We start from the raw sequence: 17,449 nt of genomic DNA, 5'->3' as shown, positions 1-17,449 counted from the left end.
TACCTTAGGCAGGGGGCAGGGCGTTGTAAACCCGAGAGTTTACCTAGCGTTTGACCGGCTCATGTCAAAGGGTCTATAGCTTTGGAGCATGAATGACCTCAGCGCACCGAAAGCATCAAAGCATGCCCAGATCATCGAGGCTGCCGTAGCTGAATTCCAGGAAAAGGGGTTCTCGGCGGCCAGTATGGATCGGATCTCGGCACGGGCCGAGGTCTCCAAGCGCACGTTGTACAAGTATTTCGAAAGTAAGGAAAATCTGTTCCGCTCAATCGTGGTTGAGCTGTCGAACCGCTTCTCTGAGGTGTTGGATATCAGATACGAAAAGGGCCGGGATATCCAAGAGCAACTGACCGATCTGGCCTGGGCCGAGGGACGCATTCTCATGTCACCCGAGGTGATGGCGATGTCGCGTATGGTGATCAGCGAAACCTTGCGCAATCCCGACCTTGCGGTCGCCGCGCAGGACAAATTGGACAAAACTGCCATCTTCTCGGCCATGCTTAAAGATGCGGCAGAGGATGGTCAGCTACGCATCGATAACCCCGACATCGCGGGTCGTGAGTTCATCGGATTGATCAAGAGCAGGGCATTCTGGCCCATGGTTTTTTGCGGGACCGTACTTAGTCAGGACGAAATGTCTGATACCATTCAGCGCAGCGTCGAAATGATGATTTGCCGGTACGGTGTCGACAATCGGTAACGCGGTTGGCAGACACAAGGACGGCCCCTTTCGAATATGCTAAACCCCGGGCTGCCCGATTCGAGGGGCAGGAATTTGCGGTTTCGATCCGTCTGATTGGATACCGGGTGCGACGAGGACTCAGCATTGAATGACAAGGTAAGACAAGCCGCACGCCTGAGCGTCGCCCCTATGATGGATTGGACGGACAGGCATTGTCGTTATCTGCATCGGTTGCTGAGCACCGAGGCGCTGCTGTACACTGAAATGGTAACAGCGCCTGCGTTAGTTCGGGGTGGTGCGCTGCATTTGCTGGACCACAACCCGCAGGAGCATCCCGTGGCCCTGCAACTGGGCGGGTCGAACCCTCAGGAATTGGCACAAGCGGCCCGGTTGGGGGCGGATGCTGGTTATGATGAGATCAATCTGAATTGTGGCTGCCCGTCTGATCGAGTGCAATCTGGCACTTTTGGTGCGGTGCTGATGAAATCCCCTGACCGCGTTGCGGATTGTGTTGCCGCAATGCGCGAAGCCGTGGACGTAGATGTCACGGTCAAATGCCGCATTGGAGTCGACGACCAACAGCCCGAAGACATTTTGCCTGAGTTTCTGAGCCAGATCAGGCAAGCGGGATGCTCTCGGGTCACAATTCACGCGCGCAAAGCCTGGCTGCAAGGGCTCAGCCCCAAGGAAAACCGGGATATACCGCCTTTGGATTATGATCTCGTGCATCGGATGAAGGCGGAATTCCCGGATATGCACATCTCTATAAATGGTGGCATTGCTGATCTGGAACAGGCGCGCGGGCATCTGGATGCAGGGCTGGATGGTGTGATGATCGGGCGGGCTGCGTATCATCAGCCGTCAGATGTTCTGTCCACAGCGGATCCTGTGATTTTTGGGGTCGGTCAGGCCGCCGTCCCGTTTGCTGTTGTCCGGAAAATGGTGCCTTATATCGAATGCCATCTTGCTGGCGGAGGGCGCTTGCACCAGATTACGCGACATATGCTTGGCCTGTTCGCAGGACGGCCGGGTGCGCGGGCTTGGCGACGGACCCTGTCTGAAGGTGCAGTGCATGACGGGGCGGGCCCCGAGGTTATGTTGCAGGCACTGGATCATGTCGCGCCTCTGACCGAGGCCTGAATGGTGGCAATACGGCAAAAGGTCGGTTGGGGGGAATGATGCCCGAAGTAATGTTGCTTGCTCAGATGCTGGTTCTTCTGCTGGTGATCGGAGCGCTGGCAGGCGTTTTGGCGGGTCTGTTGGGTGTCGGCGGAGGCATCGTGCTGGTCCCTGCTTTTTTCTATGCGTTTCAGACCCTTGGGTATGGCGGCCCGCAGTTGATGCAGCTGTGCCTCGCCACCTCACTGGCAACGATTATCGTAACCTCACTACGGTCGGTTCTGGCACATAACAAAAAGGGTGCCGTTGATTGGGATATCCTGAGCAGTTGGGGTCCGGGCATCGCCATCGGTGCGGTGTTGGGCGTGATGGTGGCATCCGCTCTTCGGACCGAGGCATTGCAGGCCCTGTTCGGTGTATTGGGTATGGTGATTGGTGCCTATCTTGGTCTGGGTAAATCCGAATGGCGGCTTGGAGACGCCATGCCCAAGGGCCTGAAACGCGCTCTCCTGTCGCCCTCGGTCGGCTTCCTATCCGTTCTGATGGGTATCGGCGGCGGCAGCTTTGGCGTGCCGTTAATGAGCTTGTTCAACACGCCAATTCACCGGGCTGTCGCCACGGCGGCCGGGTTTGGCGTGATCATCGCTGTGCCCTCGGTCATGGGGTTCCTGTTTCTCGAAATTGCCCCTGAACACCGCCCGCCCTTTACCATCGGCGCCGTCAATCTGATTGCCTTTGGGATTGTGGTCGCCATGACCATGATCACTGCGCCCTGGGGCGTAAAGTTGGCCCATGCGATGGATCCAAAGCCGCTCAAGCGGATATTCGCGGTCTTCCTGACTCTGGTCGCCCTGAATATGTTGCGCAAGGCGTTGGGTTTTTGAGTTCTTTCGAGGAAAAGGGTTGGGTGAAATTTCCCCACGACCGGGCTATTCTGGACTGGGTATCTTATGCGCTGCCTGCAGCACGCGCTGCTGCGACGGATCCGGAATTCGCGCATTGGATGGACTGTGAAGGGACCTGGTTCATTGGGGTCGACGCGCTGAACAACGACACCGAGGGCAGGGTCCAGGGGTCCCCGGTTCTGACCGGGGCCGTCATGGATTTCATAGTGTCGCGTTATGGGTCGTTGCCGTTGCACAAAGCCCAGGTCTCGGTCATTTACCCCGGCTACCCGTTGCCCCGACGCGGAGAGGGCGAGGCTGCTGCCCAGTATCGAGCAAAGCGGGATGCGGCCCATGTGGATGGTTTACGCCCGTCCGGCCCGGACAGGCGCCGCAGGGTCGAGGAACCGCATGCGTGGATTCTGGGCATTCCATTGACCGATGCCAGCGCGAATGCGTCCCCGATGGTTCTTTGGGAAGGTAGCCACAAGATCATGCAGGCTGCATTTGCGGATGCACTTGAAGACAAGCGCCCGGACACTCTGGATCAGGTGGACATAACAGATGTTTATCAGGCTGCCCGTCGTGAGGTCTTTGATACTTGCCGTCGCATCGTACTGCCCGCACGTCCGGGCGAGGCCTATCTGCTGCACCGCCACTGCCTGCACGGGGTAGCGCCATGGGGCAGCGGGGCTGAGGCTGGGTCGGATGGCCGGATGATCGCCTATTTTCGGCCTGAATGCGCTGGCGGTGTGGCCGAATGGATCAAATCCTCCTAACGTTCTGTCATTATACAGATTTGGAGGATTTTTTGATGATTGCTGTCCACAAAAACTCTGACGGAGCATTGATTGAAATCGAGCTTTCCGGCGAAGTGACAGGTACGGACTATTCCACAACATTGATCCCGGCGATTGAGGCCGCACTGGCCGAACACGATACAGTGCGGTTGTTGGCGATCGTGCAGCCAGAGTTCAAAGGGTACGATCTGAATGCGGTTTGGTCGGATACAAAATTGGGCCTCAGCCACTGGCGCGGCTTTGACCGAATTGCAGTGGTGGCGGATCAGGGTTGGGTTCAGACCAGTATCCGGCTTGCGGCTCCGCTTTTCCCTTGCCCTGTGCAGGTATTCGATCACGCGAATATTGAAGAAGCGCGCCGATGGTTGCGCGAATCTCTGGGCTCTATTCACGTTATGGATCTGGGCGGCCCCTGCGTGCAGGTCAGCCTGATGGGAAAACTCGACCCTGACGAATTCAAAAAGGCCGAAACCGATCTGGACTACATTTTGCAGGAGAAACAGGGGTTTCGCCTGCTGATTGATCTGTCCAAGTTTGACGGATGGCAAGGCCTTACGGCGCTTGCCTCGCATTTTCGGCTGGCCCGGGGGCATATTGGTAATCTGGATCGGGCAGCGGTTGTTGGCGACAAAGCCTGGCAACATCTGGCCCAACGGGTGGCCAGCCACATCCTTGGCACACGCACTCAGTTCTTTCCCGCCGAGGAAATTCAGAACGCCAAAACATGGCTTGCGTCTGGGTAGAAACGCAGCGGCTTGAGCCTGCTGTGACATTTACGTCAGGGCACAGAAATATCAGCGAGGATTTTTCTTGATCGATTGGTCAAAAAAGACGTACACAGATCGAACTCCTCTGCCGAACCACTGCAGAGGATCGATTGTTGAAACGCGCCGCTGTGGGTTGCCACTCACTCACCAGCTGTCAACGAACTTGACCCCCTCGTAGTTCAGACCAGCCCGCAGCGGTGCAGATTCAGCAATCACATCCTTTTGTGGAAATCTCAGGCCTTGTTGAGCCGCCCCGCCCGGCCGCCGCGCCGTTTGGCAAGCAGCGGTTTGCGAGACGGTAGGTCTGCCATGATATCGGCGCGCTCAGAGCTGTCCATTTTCGACCAGCGAGAGATTTCGTCGATCGTGCGGTAGCAACCGGTACAAATACGCTCGGTCGGGTGCACAACGCAGATCTGGATGCACGGGCTTTCGACCTCGTTCCTTTTCCAAACCATGTTCGACATCAGCGTTTTCCGATCCTTAAAGAAAGCGCATTCTGTCCAGCGCGCCTTGCAGAATATAGCCTGCCGCGACGTGGTCGATAACCTGTCTGCGACGCTTTCGTGTCGTATCCGCCTCAAGCAGTGCCTTTTCTGCCGCAACCGTGCTGAGCCGTTCGTCCCAGAACCCGATCGGAACTTCGGTCAAACGGGACAGGTTTCGGGCAAAGGCACGGGTGGACTGGCAGCGTGGCCCTTCGCTACCATCCATGTTTTTCGGCAGACCCAGTAGGATGCCCCCGATCTCACGGTCGGCTATGATTTCCAGCAGACGGGCAGAATCCAGAGTGAATTTCTTGCGCCTTACGGTCTCCAGCGGGCTAGCAACACCGCGCATCCGGTCCGAGACTGCAACCCCGATAGTCTTTTCTCCCAGATCAAGACCGATCAACGCGCTCATAGGCGCAAGCGAGCCTGCAAATTCCTCAAAAATGTCATGGATCATCGGGTCACCCCAGCCTGAGCTGCTGCCGCACCAAGGATATCCAGTGCGTTGTCATTGTCCGAGAATACGGATTGGGCTTCGGCGTAGATCGCGGTGGCCCGGTCGATGTCGCCAACCACCCCAAGGGCACCGATCAGCCGGGCCCATTCTTCGGGGGAGCCGCCTTCGGTTGCAAGCCTATCTGACAGTTGCTCGACCATGCCAAGGATCATCTCTTGGCGCTCTTGTGCGGTCAGAGATGCAGCGGCCTCGATGTCATCCTCACCGGGGCCTGGGTTCCCTGCTGGTATAGGGGCGGCATTGAACACACCCGCACGAAAGGCCAGATCGTCCATCTGTGCGCGAATGGCCGTTGCCCAAGGGGCATTTGTCGGCGCGCTTCCAAGTGCATCCACCCAGATCCTGTAACCGATATCAGGTCGTCCGACCTGTACCATCATCTGTCCCAGGTAATACAAGGCCGGACCGTGGCGTGGATCACGCTGCAATGACTGTTTCAATGCGTCTTCAGCTTCGGGCGAGATATATCCGTTGGTAGCAAGGATCATCATCTCGGCAAGATGCGAATAGGCATCTGCGGGTGCCGTGTTCCCAGACAGTTCGATCACACGTTGCTGCGCTTTGTAGGCGGCATGGAAGTTACCTGCGTTCGCCTCGTGCTGGGCAAGAAGGATATGTCCTTGTAGGTCATCAGGACGACCGGAAACGGTTTCGCGAAGTTGCCCGAGAAGAGAGGCATAGCTTTCGTCAAGCTGTGGCAGTGGTGCGGGTGGCGTGGCGGCTTCTGCCTCGGCCTGACTGGGGCGCTCTGTGCGCAGAGCATCGGCCATTTCTAGCCGCAATGACAGGGGCTGATCGGGGAGCCCGGCTGCACCAAGCTTCAGATAAATCCAGGATCCTCCGCCTACCAGGATGGCCGCGACAAATATGGATGCCGTAACCGAGATCCATTTGGAAGGCCCTTGCGGTTCAGACAAAGATTGCATCTGCGCATCAGCCGCAAGAATGCGGCGTGAAATTTCCGTGCGAACTCGCTCGGCATCTGCGTCAGCGATGACACCACGGGCCAGGTCTCGATCTACGCTGGCCAACTGTTCACGATAGACCTGCAAGTCATACGCAGTGGATGGTTCGCGCGTATCTCGCCTACGCAGTATCGAAATCCCAAGAAAAACCGCTATCAGGACGGCGGTGGCTATGATGAGGGCCCAGAAGGTCATGATAACTCCAAGATGGCTGTCCTGACTTAGACCTGTGGCGGGGCGGAAAAAAGGGACAAATGGCCGCGAGGGGGCTTCATGTCGCAATAATAAGGGCGATGTCGCAATAGTGCGATATTATGGCGTTGCACGGCAGGGGCCAAAGGCGGTTACGCGGCATACCTGCGCCAATCACCGAACCGGATGGATTCGCTTATGAAACACTATTCAGCCTTTGCTGTGGCGCGCGAAGCGCTGCGCTATCATACCGGATGGGAACGCGCCTGGCGTTCGCCCGAGCCCAAGAAACGCTATGACGCCATCATTGTGGGGGCGGGTGGCCATGGTCTGGCAACCGCCTATTACCTGGGTAAGAACTATGGCATCCAGAATGTCGCTGTGATCGAAAAAGGCTGGTTGGGCGGTGGTAATACCGGTCGGAACACAACCATCATCCGCTCGAACTATCTGCAGGATCCGTCTGCCGCGATCTATGAAAAGGCGCGTAGCCTTTATGAGGATCTGAGCCAGGACCTGAATTATAACGTCATGTTCAGCCCGCGCGGCGTGATGATGCTGGCGCAGACCCAGCATGAAATCCGCGGCTATCAGCGCACGGCTCATGCGAATGCGCTGCAGGGTGTAAAGACTGAATGGATCACACCTGAACGGGTCAAGGAACTGGTGCCAATCATCAATCTCGAAGGCCCGCGCTATCCGGTTCTGGGTGCGCTGTGGCAGGAACGCGGTGGCACCGCCCGTCACGATGCGGTGGCTTGGGGCTATGCGCGCGCTTGTTCCGCTATGGGCATGGATATCATCCAGCAATGCGAAGTGACCGGGGTTCGGTCACAGGATGGTCGTGTTGTCGGTGTTGACACCACCAAAGGTGCGATCGACTGTGACAAGCTGGGCATCGTGGTTGCGGGCCATTCCGGTCAACTGGCCGAAATGGCGGGCTTCCGTCTGCCGCTTGAGGCGATTGCTCTTCAGGCGCTGGTGTCTGAGCCGATCAAACCCTGCATGGACGTGGTCGTGATGGCCAACACGGTGCATGGCTACATGTCGCAATCCGACAAGGGAGAGATGGTGATCGGTGGCGGCACCGACGGGTTCAACAACTACACCCAACGCGGCAGCTTCCACCATATCGAAGAAACTGTGCGCGCGTTGGTCGAGACCTTCCCGATGATCTCACGTCTGAAAATGCTGCGGCAATGGGGCGGGATCGTGGATATGACCGGCGACCGCTCGCCCATCCTGTCAAAAACACCCCTGGGGAACTGTTTCATCAACGGTGGCTGGGGCACCGGTGGCTTCAAGGCCATTCCGGGGTCCGGCTGGGGCATGGCACAGCTGATGGCCACGGGTCATTCACCGCTGACCGAGGCGTTCTCGTTGGATCGTTTCAAAGAAGGCCGCTTCATCGACGAAAGCGTCGCGGCCGGGGTGGCGCACTGATGGAGATTTTTCGGCGAAAAATCTCGCGCACCCGTTGCTTAGATTTCGCATGCAGCATGGTCTCGCCTGCTGCCGAGAGGATGAACATATGCTGATCCTGAATTGCCCCTATTGCGGTGTCGATGCCGAAGAAACCGAACTGGCCGCCGGTGGCGAGGCGCATCTGAAGCGTTTCGGTCCGGGCTCATCAGATGGTGATTTCCACGATTACCTGTTCATGCGTGAAAACCCTAAAGGCGTTCATTTCGAACGCTGGCGCCATGCGAATGGATGCGGCAAGTGGTTCCACGCGGCGCGCTGCACGCAAACGCTCGAAGTTTTCGGCACCTACTCTGCCCAGGTGTTTGAGCCGCCCAAAGAAATTCGCGAGGCGATTACCGCCAAGCGCCCTGGCTGGACGTGGAGAGAATACAAATGATCCGCGCCACCACCCGTAATTCCGCCTGCGAAAGGTCCGCATCATGAGCACCCGTCTCGCAAATCAAGGCCGGCTGATTGACCGGTCGAAACAGGTCACATTCTCCTTCAACGGCACTTCGATGCAGGGCTACGAAGGCGACACGCTTGCCTCGGCCTTGCTGGCTAATGATCAGATGATGATGGGCCGGTCGTTCAAGTATCACCGCCCACGTGGTGTTGTCGCCAGTGGTGCGGAAGAACCCAACGCTCTGGTCGGTCTGGGGCAGGGCAATCGGTTCGAGCCGAACCAGCGCGCCACCACGACCGAGCTGTTCAACGGTCTGACCTCGATCTCTCAGAACCACTGGCCGAACCTGGAATTTGATATCGGTGCGATCAATACGCACCTGTCGCGGTTCTTGCCGGCTGGCTTCTATTACAAGATGTTCATTCATCCCAAGCCGTTCTGGAAACATGTCTACGAGCCGTTCATCCGCCAATCTGCCGGTCTGGGCAAAGCCCCCGACAAGGACAGCCGTGATGCGGATACCTATGAGCATTTCTACAACTTCGTCGATGTGTTGGTGATCGGTGGCGGCGTGGCCGGTTTGCAGGCTGCCAAAGTGGCCGCTCAGTCCGGTGCAAAGGTCATGTTGATTGAGCAGACCGCGCATTGGGGTGGCCGTGCCCCAGTTGATGGCGGCACAATCAATGATGAGCCTGTGGATAAGTTTGTGGAACAAATTGTTTCCGAATTTGAAACAATGGGCAACGTCATCTTGCGCAACCGCTGCATGGGTGCAGGGGTCTATGACCATGGCTATGTGCTGGGCTATGAACGCCTGACAGACCACAAGCCTGGTGCACAGGGCCCGCGCCATCGTCTCTGGCGTATTCGGGCGAAACAGGTCGTGACTGCTACCGGTGCGATTGAGCGTCCGTTGTCTTTTGCGGGTAATGATGTGCCGGGTGTCATGCTGGCCTCGGCCATGCGGGATTATGTCGTGAACTGGGGTGTGACACCCGGTGAAAAGGTGATTGTGGCCACCAATAATGACGACGCCTACCGGACTGCGATCACCTTGAAACAGGCCGGTGTCGATATCTTGCGTGTGGTTGACGCAAGGGCTACCTCCGGCCCTCTGGCTGAAGAGGCGCGCCAACTGGGTATCCGCGTCGATGTGGGCAAGGCCATTGCCAAAGTCAAAGGCGGCAAACGCGTCAAGAAAGTTGCCATCTGCAATCAGGACGGCATCGGTGGCGCCCGTGAAGAGGTGGAATGCGATGCGGTTGCGATGTCGGGCGGTTGGTCTCCGGTCGTGCATATGTGGTCGCACTGCGGCGGCAAGCTGATCTGGGACGATGCCAATGCGCATTTCCGGCCGGATCCTGCGCGACCCCCGCTTGGGGCCGATGGCGAAGGGTTCGTCGTAGCCGCCGGGGCATCGAATGGCCCGATGGCGCTGGGCGATGTGCTGGCCGATGCCGATGCAGCCGGTAAGGCCGCAGCCAAAGCGGCTGGATTCAAAACCAAACGCACCAAAGCGCCTGTCGGGGAAACTACGTCAGAGGCACCTATGGCTGCGGTCTGGTTGATGCCTGCGAACGCGGATATTCAACTGCGGATGAAGTCCTGGCTGGACTTCCAAAACGACGTCAAAGTTTCGGACGTGCAACTTGCTGCGCGTGAGGGGTATGAGAGCGTTGAACATACCAAGCGTTACACCACTCTGGGCATGGCAACCGATCAGGGTAAACTGAGTAACATCAACGGATTGGCGATCCTAGCTGATGCGTTGGACTCCGAAATCCCGAAGGTTGGAACAACAACGTTCCGCCCGCCTTACACCCCAATTTCAATGGCATCTATCGGCGGTGAGGCACGTGGTGAGGTGTTCCAGCCAATCCGTCAAACCCCGATGCACAACTGGCACGACAAGAACGGCGCCGATTGGGAGCCGGTCGGCCACTGGCGCCGGACTTATGCCTATGTTCGTCCGGGTGAATCCGTGCATGACGCCGTGAACCGTGAGGTGAAAAATACCCGCGAGAACCTCGGCCTGCTGGATGCCTCGACCTTGGGCAAGCTGATCGTCAAAGGGCCGGACGCAGGCAAGTTCCTGGACATGATGTACACCAACATGATGTCTACTCTGAAGGTCGGCAAATGCCGCTATGGCCTGATGTGTTCCGAGAATGGCTTTCTGATCGACGACGGTGTTGTTGCCAGGATCGACGAAGACACATGGTTGTGCCACACCACCACCGGCGGGGCCGAACGTATCCACGGTCACATGGAAGAATGGCTGCAAACCGAATGGTGGGACTGGAAAGTCTATGTTGCCAACGTGACCGAGCAATATGCGCAGGTCGCCGTTGTTGGCCCCAACGCCCGCAAGGTGCTTGAAAAGCTCGGCGGCATGGATGTGTCGAAAGAGGCGCTGCCCTTCATGGAGTGGCGCGATGGCAAGATCGGCGACTTTGATTGCCGGGCTTATCGCATCTCGTTCTCGGGTGAGCTGTCGTACGAGATCGCCGTCCCTGCATCACAAGGGCAGGCCTTCTGGAATGCGCTGATGGATGCAGGCAAGGAATTCGGCGTGATGCCCTATGGCACTGAATGTCTGCACATACTGCGGGCCGAGAAGGGCTTTATCATGATCGGCGACGAAACCGATGGAACCGTGATCCCGCAGGATCTGGGGCTGCATTGGGCGCTTTCGAAAAAGAAAGAGGATTACCTCGGCAAACGTGCCCATTTGCGCAGCCATATGGCCGATCCCGAGCGTTGGAAACTGGTGGGTCTTGAGACTGTGGATGGTTCTGTCATCCCGGATGGGGCTTACGCAGTGGGAGAGGGCGTCAACGCCAACGGTCAGCGCAACATGATCGGTCGTGTGACCTCAACCTATTATTCGGCCAATCTGGGCAAAGGCATCGCCATGGGCTTGATCAAGCATGGTCCTGACCGCATGGGCGAGATTGTCGAGTTCCCGGGCACCGATGGCAAATCCTACAAAGCAAAGATCGTGGATCCGATCTTCTTCGACAAGGACGGGGAGAAGCAGAATGTCTGAACCCATCAGCGCACTGAACCACGCCAGCTATGAGGGCATCGCCAAGGTTGAAGAATGCGGCCTGCAGGGCATGATCACCCTGCGCGGCGACCTGTCCGACAAGGTTCTGGTGAAGGCCGTCAAAGACGCCACCGGCCAGAAAGTACCCGGCCAGCGCGAGGCATTTGTCGACGGAGACAGCGGTGTTTGCTGGATGTCCACCGACGAATTGCTTGTGCTTGTCCCATATGCCGAGGTCGAGGCCAAACTGGCCGCGATGACCAACGCGCTAAGCGGTGTGCATGCCCTGGCGGTCAACGTCTCGGATGCCCGCGCGGTGTTCAGCATCTCGGGCTCGAACGCTCGCGAAGTTCTGGGCAAACTGGCCCCGGTAGATCTGTCGGCTGACGCCTTCCAACCCGGCCAAATCCGCCGCTCGCGCTTGGCGCAGGTTGCCGGTGCGTTCTGGCTGGATGACGCCGAAACTCTCCGCGTCGTCTGCTTCCGGTCAACCGCAGACTACGTGTTCAAACTGTTGAAGGTCGCAGCGCAGCCGGGCAGTGAGGTCGGGGTATATTAGGTTCCGAAGCTAGGAAAAAAAGCCCCGGATTTTCCGGGGCTTTTGCGGTTTAACCGAAGCTTAACCATCGATCACTTTGCATTTGCCTTGCCCTGAAGGCTTGTTGACAAAGTTGGCATTCACCCAGTTGCCTCTCAGTTTCACGGTGTTGTCAGAAGGGTCAATGCGGGCCGTGTAATTTACCCGGACTTTTTGGCCGCCAAACTCTGTCAACTCAACGCGCCAATCCAGCTTGTAACGCTTCTTTCTATCAATTTTCAGCTTAGCGGACTGCATTTCGTTGTGCCCGCTGGCTGTTTGCGCACTAACGTCGTCCTTATCAATAACAAAGATATAGCGGGGCGCGACCCACCCGGTTCCGTCGCGGTCGCGAACGGCACAATCGTAAGTAATTGTTTCCGCCGCCGCTGCCTGTGCAAAAACGGTAAAAATGGATGCTAAGAAAAGATATTTCATGGTTCCTCGTTTAATCGGTCTATCCAGAAGGGAAGACACCAAACAACGCGAGAGTTTCAAGCGCATATGCAACTAATGCACGAAAAAAATTCTGCACATTCTATTCACGCAACACAACGGCGCGATACCGCTTCAACTCTTGAGGTTGCAGCAATTCTTCGACCTTTAGTGGGTGCCCGTTTTCGTCTTGAATTTCAGTGTAGAAGGCAAGGCTTTCTAAGAGTTGAGATGTCCGTATAAGCCGGTCTTCCTCGGCCAGAAGGGGCGAGTGGAGCGAAATATACAGGGCCGGGCGATGCTTTTTCAGAAAGGGCAAAAGGCTCGGCAGAACCGCAAATTCCGCCCCTTCGATATCCATCTTGACCAAGGAGACACGGGACAGGTCATTTACGGCCTCGAACTGATCCCACTCGATGGTCAATGCATCTGTCCCATGCACCCCGTCATGCAACAGTGAACTGGTGGAATCCCCGGGTTCACCGCGAACGGATGCCATACGGGCCACGCCGAATTGATCCGACAATGCGACGCCAAATGCCGAAACATTGCGAATGTCGTTCAGGTCCAGATTCCACGCCAGATGCCGAAACGCGGTGGGGTCTGGTTCGAAACACCAGACGTGGCGGGCTTTGCGGGCACCGTACAGCACCGTTGGGCCGATCCATGCCCCGATGTCCAGATAGTCGCTGTCCGGCGTTAGATATCTATCCAGCACGGCAAAAGTCTCGGGCTCCCACGCGCCGGCCGAGGCCTTGCGCCAGAACTTCGAGTGGTAGGGATCCAGCCGGAAAGGCTCGCCATTCAGGCTGCCCGCATAGTATCCGCGGGCGCGGTAAAACATCTTGCGCGCCTGAGTTAGCATCGCGGACCTCCGGGTTTTATGATCTCTGCCCTTGACCTGCGGCACTTGCCAAAGCATTTAACCTTGGGAACCGCAACTTACATTTTAAACAGGGGGCCGAGATGGCTTTTGAACTTCCTGATCTTCCTTATGCACACGACGCGCTGGCAGCCAAGGGCATGTCCGCCGAAACATTGGAATTTCACCACGACCTGCACCACAAGGCCTATGTCGACAACGGCAACAAGCTGATCGCTGGTACCGAGTGGGACGGCAAGTCGCTGGAAGAGATCATCACCGGCACCTACGACGCAAATGCCGTCGCGCAAAACGGCATCTTCAACAACATCAGTCAGCTTTGGAACCACAACCAGTTCTGGGAGATGATGGGCCCCGGCGACAACGCCATGCCTGGCGAGCTGGAAAAGGCGCTGGTCGAATGCTTTGGCTCGGTTGACGAGTTCAAGTCGCAGTTCAGCGCGGCTGGTGCCGGTCAGTTCGGTTCGGGCTGGGCGTGGCTGGTCAAGAATGCGGACGGTTCGCTGGCCGTGACCAAGACCGAAAACGGCGTGAACCCGCTGTGCTTTGGCCAGACTGCTCTGTTGGGCTGCGACGTGTGGGAGCATTCATATTACATAGACTTCCGCAACAAGCGTCCGGTGTACCTGTCGAACTTCCTCGACAATCTGGTGAACTGGGAAAACGTCGCTTCGCGGCTGTGATCCAGTGACCCGTAGAGGGTTCATAAAGGGCCTGCTGGCAGTGATGCTGGCAGGCCTTTTTGCTGCCACGTATGGTTTCTTCATCGAACCCGCGCTGCGCCTGCGTGTTCGTAAGTGGCGGATCCGGCGCGCGGACTGGACCGCACCGCCGCTGCGGATCGCGGTGCTGGCTGATCTGCATGTTGGTGAGCCCTATGTGGGGTTGAAAAGAGTCCAGCAGATCGTTCGGCGCACAAACGCTCTGTCACCTGACCTTATCCTGCTGTTGGGGGACTATGCCGCCGGGCACAGGATAAATTTACAACCGGTTAAAATTGCCGATCTGGCGCCGGTGTTGTCCGGGTTGCAGGCAAAGCATGGTGTCTATGCGGTTCTGGGAAATCACGATTGGTGGGATGACCGGTCAGCCCAAAAGCGCAGGGGCGGGCCGAATCTGTACGGCGATGCGCTGAGACGGAATGGTATCCGGGTGCTTTCAAACGAGGCCTTCAAACTGGATGGTGCCGGGATTTGGCTTGCAGGCCTCGAAGATCAGTTGGCGATTTATACGGGCAATGGTCGATACCAAGGGCTGGATGACCTGCCTGCGACGCTTGGGCAGATCACGGATGATGCCCCGGTGGTGATGATGGCGCATGAACCGGATATCTTCCCCAAAGTTCCCGATCGCGTGGCCCTGACCCTGTCAGGTCATACTCATGGAGGGCAGGTACGGCTGTTTGGCTGGTCGCCGGTGGTGCCCTCGAAATTCGGCAATCGCTATGCCTATGGTCACGTGCGCGAAGGCAATCGTGATCTGGTCGTGTCCGGGGGTATCGGATGTTCGATCCTGCCCGTGCGTTTTGGTGTAACGCCCGAAATTACGGTAATCGAACTGTTCTCCTAACCGGTGAAAACCCGCCTATAGCCGCAGTTTCGCGGTCCGGCCGGATTGTAAGACGGCGCGCAGTGCTTACTTTAAGTGTGGCGGAGGAGAGAGCCGCAAATCACTTGAAAAAATTCCAGGCGGCGCAGCGAAAAACAAAGTTGCGCAAATGGTTAGCCGTGCCTGAAAGATGAGGGATGGTCTCAGAAAACCAAATCAGGAGATCACAATGGTCGCATTAACGCAGGGAACATGGATTGTCATCGCCGACGGGGAAAAGGCGCTGTTCATGGAGAATATCACGGATGCCGAAGACCCCAATCTGGTGGTTGTCTCGGTCGAAGAAAGCGATGTCCCAAACGCTAGGCCCTCTGATCGGGCGGGGCGGCGCTCTGACAATGGGCCCAATCAGAAATCTGCCGTTGAAGAACCCAAGTGGAAATCGCAGGCCAAGTCTCTGTTCGTGCAGGATGTGGCAAATCTGTTGAATCGCAAAGGTTTGAAGGGCGCATATAAACGCCTGGTTTTGGTCGCCAGCCCCCATGTTCTGGGCCTTCTGCGTCGCCGCCTGCACAGCGAAGTCTTAAGGAAAGTGGTTGCAGAGGTTGATAAGACCCTGACCAACCACCCGCTGAACAAAGTGGAACAGGTTCTGATCAGCCGTCTAAAACCAGCCAGTTGAGTATCCGGCGATCTGCGGACGGACCATACTGCCCGACTAGCCCTTATGCGGGACCAGCATCGCCCTCAGTGTCGACATAGCCGTTTCCGGGCTGTCGACCCACGTTATGAAATCGGCCAGAGATGTGTCCGCAAATCCCTGGCCGATGACCTGCTGCACAAGATCATGAAGGGCATCCCAATATCCATCAACATTCATGACCAGAATGGGTTTGTCGTGCAGACCCAACTGTCGCCATGTCAGGGCTTCGAACAATTCGTCCAGTGAACCCGGACCACCCGGCAGGACGACCACGGCATCGGCGTTCATGATCATGACCTTTTTCCGCTCGTGCATCGTTTCGGTAATCACGAAACGGGTCAGGTCGGTCTTGCCGACCTCGCGCTTTAACAGGTGAACGGGAATTACGCCGAATGTGTCGCCTCCGGCGGATTGCGCTGCGCGCGCAACTTCGCCCATCAGGCCCACATCGCCAGCACCATAGACCAGTCGCCAGTCCTCCTGCGCCAGAAGCTGGCCAAAGGACCGGGCGGCGTCGGAATAGCTGGTTTGGGCGCCATTGCGTGACCCGCAATACACACAGACGGATTTCTGAGACATCGGGAGGGTTCTCCGGGGTTGTATCTGGGGTTTTGACCCGTGATAGCGGTATTGATAGATTGGCTCAACCGTCAGGCAGATTGCGTTGCAGATAAGGCATTTGCGCTGCGGAGTGAAAGGAAGAGTATGGATTCCAATTCGGGTAGCGAAGGCTCCGGATCTTTCACCTGGGGGGTGATCGCCGGTTTGCTGGTTCTGTTAGGCGCAGGCGGCGCGTATTTTTCCGGCGCGTTTGATCGCACACCTCTGGACCCAGCGCCGCAAACAGATGTGGCCGAGGATGCGTCAGAGAACACCTCTGTAGCTTCCGACACAGGGGATGCCCCGCAGACCGACGATACGGATACGGAAACGATAGAAGCCGAGGCGTCGACAGAAGGGGCGGACGAAACTGCTGAACCGGTAGCGGATGTTGCCGAAGTTGCACCTCCGGCCCTTGACCAGATCTTCGTCGAGCCTGATGGGAATGCGGTTCTGTCTGGTAACGCAGAGCCCGGCGTTGAGGTGCGAGTGTTGCTGGATGGCGAAACACTGCACAGCTTTACCGTCGATGACAGTGGCCAGTTTGCAGAATTCGTGTCCATTCCGTTTTCCACCGCCGCACGCGGTCTGACGCTGGAATCCGATGGGGTCGATCAACCTGTACGCTCTGACGACTATCTGATTGCTGCATTGCCCGAACCTGAACCAGAGGTCGCATCAGTCGATACTGCAGAAACCACCCCAGCCGACGAATCCGCAAGCGGCGATGAAACCGAGGCGGGGCAGGTCGCTCAAACCGGCGACGTATCTTCTGAAGAAACGGCAGATTCCACGCAAGGACAACAGGTTGCGATCCTGCGATCGGGGGAAGACGGGGTCGAGCTTGTCCAACCTGCGACGCCTCAGAGCACCGAACCTGATCAGGTTGCGTTGGATACGATCGGGTATTCAGACACGGGTGAGGTCGAGCTGACCGGCCGCGTGGCTGATGGTTCCGCGGTACGCGTGTACCTGGACAACCAACTGGTCGCCGATATGCAGCCCACGGATGATGGAAAATGGCGCAGCGAGATCGAAGGCATTGATCCCGGTGTGTATACGCTGCGTGTGGATGAGGTTGCCTCGGACGGCACGGTTAAAAGCCGTCTGGAAACCCCGTTCAAGCGTGAGCCTCTAGAAGTTCTGAGCGTGGCCGAAGTGGACGATGGGCCTGCACCCTCTCAGGAAACACCGGCCATCCGTTCGGTTACAGTACAAAAGGGTGATACGCTTTGGGCTATCTCTCGGGAACGATTTGGCGATGGTGTCTTGTATGTCAAGCTGTTCGAGGCCAATCGAGGCGCGATCCGCGACCCGGATCTGATCTATCCGGGGCAGGTATTCACCATTCCGGAATAATCCTGTAC

At 57.3% G+C, this 17,449-nt stretch carries 19 protein-coding genes; 13 read left to right on the top strand and 6 right to left on the bottom strand.

Features of this window, described 5'->3' with window-relative positions; all coding sequences use genetic code 11:
* Positions 1 to 88: 88 nt before the first annotated feature.
* The 5 genes from AC2FFB_RS04570 (at position 89) to AC2FFB_RS04550 (ending at position 4,228) form a co-directional block, all read left to right on the top strand.
* Positions 89 to 700: a TetR/AcrR family transcriptional regulator gene (locus AC2FFB_RS04570; RefSeq protein ID WP_496822950.1), complete on the top strand. Its 612-nt coding sequence runs from the start codon at positions 89 to 91 to the stop codon at positions 698 to 700.
* Between the two features lie 126 nt (positions 701 to 826).
* Positions 827 to 1,822, top strand: coding sequence for a tRNA dihydrouridine(20/20a) synthase DusA (dusA, locus tag AC2FFB_RS04565; RefSeq protein WP_496874545.1), 996 nt, complete (start codon positions 827 to 829; stop codon positions 1,820 to 1,822).
* A 38-nt stretch (positions 1,823 to 1,860) separates the two neighbouring features.
* Complete coding sequence (locus AC2FFB_RS04560; protein ID WP_142633025.1) at positions 1,861 to 2,685, top strand: sulfite exporter TauE/SafE family protein; 825 nt, start codon at positions 1,861 to 1,863, stop codon at positions 2,683 to 2,685.
* A 23-nt stretch (positions 2,686 to 2,708) separates the two neighbouring features.
* Positions 2,709 to 3,464 (top strand): phytanoyl-CoA dioxygenase family protein, encoded by a 756-nt coding sequence (locus AC2FFB_RS04555; RefSeq protein WP_246097119.1) that lies wholly within the window; start codon positions 2,709 to 2,711, stop codon positions 3,462 to 3,464.
* A 35-nt stretch (positions 3,465 to 3,499) separates the two neighbouring features.
* Positions 3,500 to 4,228 carry a SpoIIAA family protein gene (locus AC2FFB_RS04550; RefSeq protein WP_496874544.1) on the top strand — a complete coding sequence of 243 codons (729 nt, stop codon included), beginning with the start codon at positions 3,500 to 3,502 and terminating at the stop codon, positions 4,226 to 4,228.
* Between the two features lie 257 nt (positions 4,229 to 4,485).
* Here AC2FFB_RS04550 and AC2FFB_RS04545 read toward each other — a convergent pair whose 3' ends face one another.
* Genes AC2FFB_RS04545 through ccmI form a run of 3 tightly spaced genes read right to left on the bottom strand, consistent with a single transcriptional unit; the run spans position 4,486 to position 6,420 of the window.
* Complete coding sequence (locus tag AC2FFB_RS04545; protein ID WP_142633031.1) at positions 4,486 to 4,719, bottom strand: DUF1289 domain-containing protein; 234 nt, start codon at positions 4,717 to 4,719, stop codon at positions 4,486 to 4,488.
* 16 nt (positions 4,720 to 4,735) lie between these two features.
* A complete protein-coding gene (gene ruvX, locus AC2FFB_RS04540) occupies positions 4,736 to 5,200 on the bottom strand; it encodes a Holliday junction resolvase RuvX (RefSeq protein WP_496874543.1) in 465 nt (154 codons plus the stop codon).
* A complete protein-coding gene (ccmI, locus tag AC2FFB_RS04535) occupies positions 5,197 to 6,420 on the bottom strand; it encodes a c-type cytochrome biogenesis protein CcmI (protein ID WP_496822947.1) in 1,224 nt (407 codons plus the stop codon). Before ccmI ends, ruvX begins: the two co-directional genes overlap by 4 nt.
* Before the next feature lie 195 nt (positions 6,421 to 6,615).
* Here ccmI and AC2FFB_RS04530 point away from each other — a divergent pair, with 195 nt between their 5' ends.
* From AC2FFB_RS04530 to AC2FFB_RS04515, 4 genes are all read left to right on the top strand, one after another.
* On the top strand, positions 6,616 to 7,860 hold the full coding sequence (locus AC2FFB_RS04530) for a sarcosine oxidase subunit beta family protein (RefSeq protein ID WP_271947765.1): 1,245 nt from the start codon (positions 6,616 to 6,618) through the stop codon (positions 7,858 to 7,860).
* 88 nt (positions 7,861 to 7,948) lie between these two features.
* A complete protein-coding gene (locus AC2FFB_RS04525; RefSeq protein WP_142633040.1) occupies positions 7,949 to 8,278 on the top strand; it encodes a sarcosine oxidase subunit delta in 330 nt (109 codons plus the stop codon).
* 43 nt (positions 8,279 to 8,321) lie between these two features.
* Entirely contained in the window at positions 8,322 to 11,336 is a 3,015-nt protein-coding gene (locus tag AC2FFB_RS04520) for a sarcosine oxidase subunit alpha family protein (RefSeq protein ID WP_496874542.1), read from the top strand.
* Positions 11,329 to 11,895, top strand: coding sequence for a sarcosine oxidase subunit gamma (locus AC2FFB_RS04515; protein WP_281971888.1), 567 nt, complete (start codon positions 11,329 to 11,331; stop codon positions 11,893 to 11,895). Before AC2FFB_RS04520 ends, AC2FFB_RS04515 begins: the two co-directional genes overlap by 8 nt.
* A gap of 60 nt (positions 11,896 to 11,955) precedes the next feature.
* Here AC2FFB_RS04515 and AC2FFB_RS04510 read toward each other — a convergent pair whose 3' ends face one another.
* Both AC2FFB_RS04510 and AC2FFB_RS04505 read right to left on the bottom strand, forming a co-directional pair.
* Positions 11,956 to 12,351 (bottom strand): hypothetical protein, encoded by a 396-nt coding sequence (locus AC2FFB_RS04510; protein ID WP_496750398.1) that lies wholly within the window; start codon positions 12,349 to 12,351, stop codon positions 11,956 to 11,958.
* Positions 12,352 to 12,451: 100 nt separating this feature from the next.
* A complete protein-coding gene (locus AC2FFB_RS04505; RefSeq protein WP_281971889.1) occupies positions 12,452 to 13,213 on the bottom strand; it encodes an FkbM family methyltransferase in 762 nt (253 codons plus the stop codon).
* Between the two features lie 101 nt (positions 13,214 to 13,314).
* Here AC2FFB_RS04505 and AC2FFB_RS04500 point away from each other — a divergent pair, with 101 nt between their 5' ends.
* The 3 genes from AC2FFB_RS04500 to AC2FFB_RS04490 all read left to right on the top strand — a co-directional run bounded on the left by AC2FFB_RS04500 (position 13,315) and on the right by AC2FFB_RS04490 (position 15,461).
* Positions 13,315 to 13,914 carry a superoxide dismutase gene (locus tag AC2FFB_RS04500; protein WP_496874541.1) on the top strand — a complete coding sequence of 200 codons (600 nt, stop codon included), beginning with the start codon at positions 13,315 to 13,317 and terminating at the stop codon, positions 13,912 to 13,914.
* 4 nt (positions 13,915 to 13,918) lie between these two features.
* Positions 13,919 to 14,800, top strand: coding sequence for a metallophosphoesterase (locus tag AC2FFB_RS04495; protein WP_246097120.1), 882 nt, complete (start codon positions 13,919 to 13,921; stop codon positions 14,798 to 14,800).
* 208 nt (positions 14,801 to 15,008) lie between these two features.
* Complete coding sequence (locus AC2FFB_RS04490) at positions 15,009 to 15,461, top strand: host attachment family protein (RefSeq protein ID WP_142633052.1); 453 nt, start codon at positions 15,009 to 15,011, stop codon at positions 15,459 to 15,461.
* Positions 15,462 to 15,497: 36 nt separating this feature from the next.
* Here the strand turns inward: AC2FFB_RS04490 and AC2FFB_RS04485 are convergent, their stop codons facing one another.
* Positions 15,498 to 16,061 (bottom strand): LOG family protein, encoded by a 564-nt coding sequence (locus AC2FFB_RS04485; protein ID WP_281994432.1) that lies wholly within the window; start codon positions 16,059 to 16,061, stop codon positions 15,498 to 15,500.
* A 126-nt stretch (positions 16,062 to 16,187) separates the two neighbouring features.
* On the opposite strand from AC2FFB_RS04485, the gene AC2FFB_RS04480 reads away from it, so the two are divergent.
* The gene (locus AC2FFB_RS04480; RefSeq protein ID WP_496693377.1) at positions 16,188 to 17,441 is read left to right on the top strand and encodes a LysM peptidoglycan-binding domain-containing protein; all 1,254 of its coding nucleotides are present in this window, start codon (positions 16,188 to 16,190) and stop codon (positions 17,439 to 17,441) included.
* Positions 17,442 to 17,449: the final 8 nt, after the last annotated feature.

This window comes from Ruegeria sp. YTSA219 (assembly GCF_059609985.1).
This window is presented reverse-complemented; position numbering and strand designations above follow the sequence as displayed.